At 53.7% G+C, this 4,967-nt stretch carries 4 protein-coding genes; 2 read left to right on the forward strand and 2 right to left on the reverse strand.

Features of this window, described 5'->3' with window-relative positions; translation table 11 throughout:
• A partial coding sequence (locus tag ABYW01_RS13935; RefSeq protein ID WP_372833698.1) for a putative bifunctional diguanylate cyclase/phosphodiesterase occupies positions 1 to 1,376 on the forward strand: 1,376 nt, incomplete at its 5' end.
• Between the two features lie 35 nt (positions 1,377 to 1,411).
• Here the strand turns inward: ABYW01_RS13935 and nhaB are convergent.
• Entirely contained in the window at positions 1,412 to 2,920 is a 1,509-nt protein-coding gene (gene nhaB, locus ABYW01_RS13940; protein WP_372833700.1) for a sodium/proton antiporter NhaB, read from the reverse strand.
• Between the two features lie 199 nt (positions 2,921 to 3,119).
• Here nhaB and nadE point away from each other — a divergent pair, with 199 nt between their 5' ends.
• Positions 3,120 to 3,905: an NAD(+) synthase gene (nadE, locus tag ABYW01_RS13945; protein ID WP_372833702.1), complete on the forward strand. Its 786-nt coding sequence runs from the start codon at positions 3,120 to 3,122 to the stop codon at positions 3,903 to 3,905.
• Between the two features lie 157 nt (positions 3,906 to 4,062).
• On the opposite strand, the gene ABYW01_RS13950 is transcribed toward nadE, so the two are convergent.
• Positions 4,063 to 4,967, reverse strand: a 905-nt coding sequence (locus tag ABYW01_RS13950; protein WP_372833704.1) for a DMT family transporter, incomplete at its 5' end; no start/stop codon positions are given.

Genomic DNA, 4,967 nt, shown 5'->3' on the forward strand with positions numbered 1-4,967 from the left:
CCGTAGTCCACGACGCACGGAACAAACGCCGCCTTTATGCCGCCATCTTCAGTGATATTACCGAACGCAAGAAGTCAGAAGCGATCATAGAAAACCTGGCCTACTACGACCCACTGACCAAACTGCCCAACCGTCAGTTGCTGTTTGATCGCCTGGATGTCGCGATGGCCACCGCTCACCGCATGCAACACGGCCTGGCCCTGCTATTTATCGACCTTGATCTGTTCAAACGGATCAACGATACCCTTGGGCATTCGGTCGGTGATGAAGTGCTGTGCGAAGTCGCTGATCGACTGCGCCGCTGTATTCGTGAAGGTGATACCGTGTCGCGTATTGGTGGCGACGAAATGATCATTCTAATGACAGAGATGGAACACACCGACACCATCCATCGTGTGGTACAACGGATCTTTTGCGCGCTGGAAGAAAGCATCCATGTCGCAGGGCACGAACTACACCTGACCGCCAGTCTGGGATGCAGTATCTATCCTGAAGACGGTACTGACCGCGATACGCTGCTAAAACATGCCGATACCGCCATGTACCGAGCAAAGAGTAATGGTCGTAATAGTTTCCAGCTCTACTCCGCCGATATGAATCGCACCTCCATGCAACGCCTGAGCCTGGAAAGCCGACTGCACACTGCTCTGAGCAATAACGAACTCTTTCTGCAATACCAGCCCAAACTCGAGCTGGGGAGCAACCGGATTGTCGGGATGGAAGCGCTGCTACGCTGGAATGACCGGGAACAAGGGGTTATTCCACCAGACCAGTTTATCCCTGCCGCCGAAGAGCTGGGTCTGATCGGTAAAATCGGTGCCTGGGCACTGGAAGAAGCCTGTCGTCAGTGTAAAGAGTGGCATGATGCCGGTTATGAAGATCTGCATATGTCGGTCAACGTCTCGCCACAGCAATTCACCCGTCGCGACCTGGCCGACGATGTTGAGAAAGCACTGGGCAACTCGGGATTACCCCCGACGAAGCTGGACCTTGAAATCACCGAAAGTTGCGCCATCCAGAATATCGATGATGTGTTAGAACCCTTGAACCGCTTGCGCCAAAAGGGCATTACTGTCTCCATGGATGACTTTGGTACCGGTTACTCCAGTCTGAGTATGCTCAGTCGATTACCGCTGGATCAGCTCAAAGTGGACCGCAGCTTTATATCCGGCATTCCAGAGCGTAGTCAGGATCAGGAACTGGTCTCCACCATGGTGCTGATGGCCCACAACCTGGGCCTCAATGTAGTGGCTGAAGGTATCGAAACCGACACACAGCATGAATACCTGCAACAGATCGGCTGCGATCAGGGGCAAGGCTTCCTGTTTAACCGACCACTCTCGCCGGAAGATATCTCAAAGCTGCTGGTACATTGAGCTGAGCAGCCATAATTATTACTACTCGCCCTCACTCATATAAAAAACATCACCGCCAGCAGGCCACTGACACTCAGTGACACGGTATACGGCAGCGCCATATACACCATACGCATGTAGGACAGACGCACCAGCGGAGCGATCACCGAGGTCAGCAGGAAGAGGAATGCGGCCTGTCCGTTTGGTGTTGCGACACTGGGTAAGTTGGTTCCGGTGTTGATCGCAACAGCCAGTGTATCGAAGTGTTCGCGGCTGATTCGCCCAGCCTGAAACGCCTCGTTCACCTCGGTAATATACACCGTGGCCACAAACACATTGTCGCTGATGGCCGATAGCAGGCCGTTGGCAATAAAGAACATCGCGGGCTGGTCGTTGAGGTCTTTGCTCAGCACCCACTCGATGATTGGGGTAAACAAATGCTGGTCATGAATCACCGATACGATCGTGAAGAACACCACCAACAACGCGGTGAAGGGCAGACCTTCCTGGAACGCGTTACCGATCCGTTTCTCCTCAATCACGCCGTTAAAGCTGGTCAGCAGAATGATCACCGCCAGACCGATAATGCCCACTTCGGCCAGATGACAGGCCAACGCCACAATTAGAAAAACGGCGCCAAAAAACTGCACTGCCAGACGAAATATATCGTTTTTGCTGCGACTGGCCCGCTCCTTTTGATCAAAGCTATACAAGATCTCAAACACCTGATCAGGAATCGTGGCACCGTATCCGAACCAGCGAAAACGCTCAACGACCAGAACGGTTAACATTCCGACCACCAGCGTGGTCATCGAAACTGGCGCGACCATGAGGAAGAATTCGACAAAATCCCATCCCAGCTTCTGCCCAATCAGAAGATTCTGCGGTTCCCCCACCAAGGTACTGACACCACCCAGCGCGGTCCCCACGGCCCCGTGCATCAACAAACTACGTAGGAACGCACGGAATTGATGCAATTGATGACGATGCGCTGCCTGCAGAAATTCATCGTTGTTATGGTCATGTTCTTCCGCCGCCCGTTTACCCGAAGCGACGCGGTGATAAACCGAATAGAAACCAACCCCGGCACTGATCAGCACTGCGGTTACCGTCAGCGCATCCAGAAATGCCGATAACAGCGCGCCCAAGAAACTAAACAGCAGTGACAACAGCAGCTTGTTGCGCACTTTGATCAGCAATTTGGTAAACACATACAGCAGCATATCTTTCATAAAGAAGATAGCGGCCACCATAAACATCAGCAGTAAAATCACCGGTAGGTTGTCACTGATCTCAACATAAATCTGCTCAGGGTGGGTCAGGCCCGCAGCAACGGCCTCGATAGCCAGTAAACCACCCGGCTGCAGCGGATAGCATCTCAGTGCCATCGCCAGGGTAAGGATAAACTCAAAGATTAATGCCCACGCGGTCACGACCGGGCCAAATTGAAGCAATAACAAAGGGTTAAGTACTAAGAAAAACAGGATAGTGAGCTTGTACCAACCGGGGGAATTACCCAGAAAACTGGTCAACGCGGCATTGGCATAGGTGTTCGAACGTCTCATACGTTATTCCTTGAAAACAGCATATCCACTCGAGTCAGGCTAGCACTCTAACCTGTTGCCTAATCCCGGATGAGAATCCGTGCCTGATGATTGACTCAGTGGGTTTTCACGTTAGTCTGTAGGGCACATCGTATTATATCGGCCGCGCACTTCGCCGCTTCAATCTCTAGTGCGTTATCCGAAGTAAAAGGAATCAAAAATGAACACCAACGCCGTCAGCGAACATATCACCCAATGGTTAAAGTCCTACATCGAGAATTCACCCTGCAAAGGTTTTGTCATTGGCATATCCGGCGGTATTGATTCTGCGGTCTCCTCCACTCTGGCTGCCCGTACAGGTTTTCCATTGCTGTGTGTTGAGATGCCGATCCACCAGCACGAATCACAAGTATCCCGTGCCCGGGAACATATCAACTTTCTGGAAGCCAACTACCCAAACGTCAGCAGTGTGGAAGTCGAACTGACGCAGACCTATGAAACAATGCGCGCCGCCCTGCCTGACCTGCAGGAAGGTCAGGATGAGCAGATGGCACTGGTGAATACCCGCGCCCGTATCCGTATGAGCACCCTGTATTACTTCGCAGCACTGAACAGTGCACTGGTCGTGGGGACAGGCAACAAGGTCGAAGATTTCGGAATTGGCTTCTTTACCAAGTACGGTGATGGGGGTGTCGACCTGAGCCCGATTGCCGATCTGGTCAAAACCGAGGTCTATGCACTGGGTGCAGGGCTGGGCGTTAACGATGCGATTTTGCAGGCCGCGCCCACCGATGGGCTCTGGGGTGATGATCGCACCGACGAAGATCAGATCGGTGCATCCTATCCAGAGCTGGAATGGGCGATGGATTTTGCTGGCGATGAGAACACACTGAGCGAACGTCAGAGCGAAGTGCTGGCGATCTACCGTCGCCTTAACCGGGCTAACCAGCACAAGGTAGAACCCATTCCGGTCTGTTTGATTCCGGCAGAGGTCCGCGGCGCCTAAGCGTTCTCGGCTAGAAAGACAGAAGCGAAGAAGTCATCCGTTCACCGGCATGACTTCATTCCCCCAGTACCACATTATTCAACTTCTGCCTGATAACTACACGGTACATCCCTCTCGCCTCACCCTTTAGCGGCTAAGTCATTTTACGATCTTTCTCCTACGCGCAATTTGGCCCTCCCGAACTTTTTATCCGAGTATCTACAACTGTGCCCGTAGGTAGCGGCTTACTCAACATGGCGAGTACCATCCCCACCGTCACCACAATGATGCCCAACCACTGCATCGCACTGACCGGCTGATTCAAGATCCACCCACCCACCAGCGAGGCGCCACACGGCGCTAACGCGCTGAACAACGCTGACTTTTGTGCACCCAACGCAGCGCCTGCGTGGCTGATCGCATAGATGGCAACACCCGCGACCAGTACCCCCTGATAAAACGCCTGAAACACCCAGTCTGATAAAGCAATCGCAGAGTGATTGGGCGGCCAGAATACCAGCCAGAAACCCACAAACGGCATCGAGCCCACGCTGGTAATCGCCACAGCAAGCAAAGACGGCACCTGCCAGCGAGCAGCACAAATACCAAACAACGCCCACAAGCAGGCACAGATCAAAAACAGCAGGTCGCCAATCCAGCTATTCGCGACTCCCGTCCCCATACCAGAGATACCGGCGGCAAAGATCATCAGGCCAGCCAACATCACGGCCATACTGAGCAGTGCCCGCAGACTCAGCCGCTGTCCGAATACCCCGCGTGCCAGCACCATCGAGGCCAGTGGCACCAGCCCCAGACAGATCACCCCGGCATGCGACACCGGCGCAAACTGCAATCCGGCGCTGTTGAGAAAACCATACGGCACCCCCACGCAACAGATCAGCAGCAAACAACGCCAGATACCGAGCCGGTACACCCGTTTGCGTCGCTTCAGCAAATAGGGCCAGAGCAGCCCACCGGCGACGAGAACCCGCAATCCGGTAATGTCTGTGGGAGATAATCCCGCTTCAAGCCCTAAGGTAGTCGCGGTGCTGTGACCACTCCAGATAACAGCCGCCAACAGGC

The organism is Pontibacterium sp. (genome assembly GCF_041587635.1).
Lineage (GTDB): Bacteria > Pseudomonadota > Gammaproteobacteria > Pseudomonadales > Balneatricaceae > Pontibacterium.

Coding starts and splice junctions, on each gene's coding strand:
- nhaB (WP_372833700.1), bottom strand. CDS start 2,920: ATGAGACGTTCGAACACCTATGCCAATGCCGCGTTGACCAGTTTTCTG.
- nadE (WP_372833702.1), top strand. CDS start 3,120: ATGAACACCAACGCCGTCAGCGAACATATCACCCAATGGTTAAAGTCC.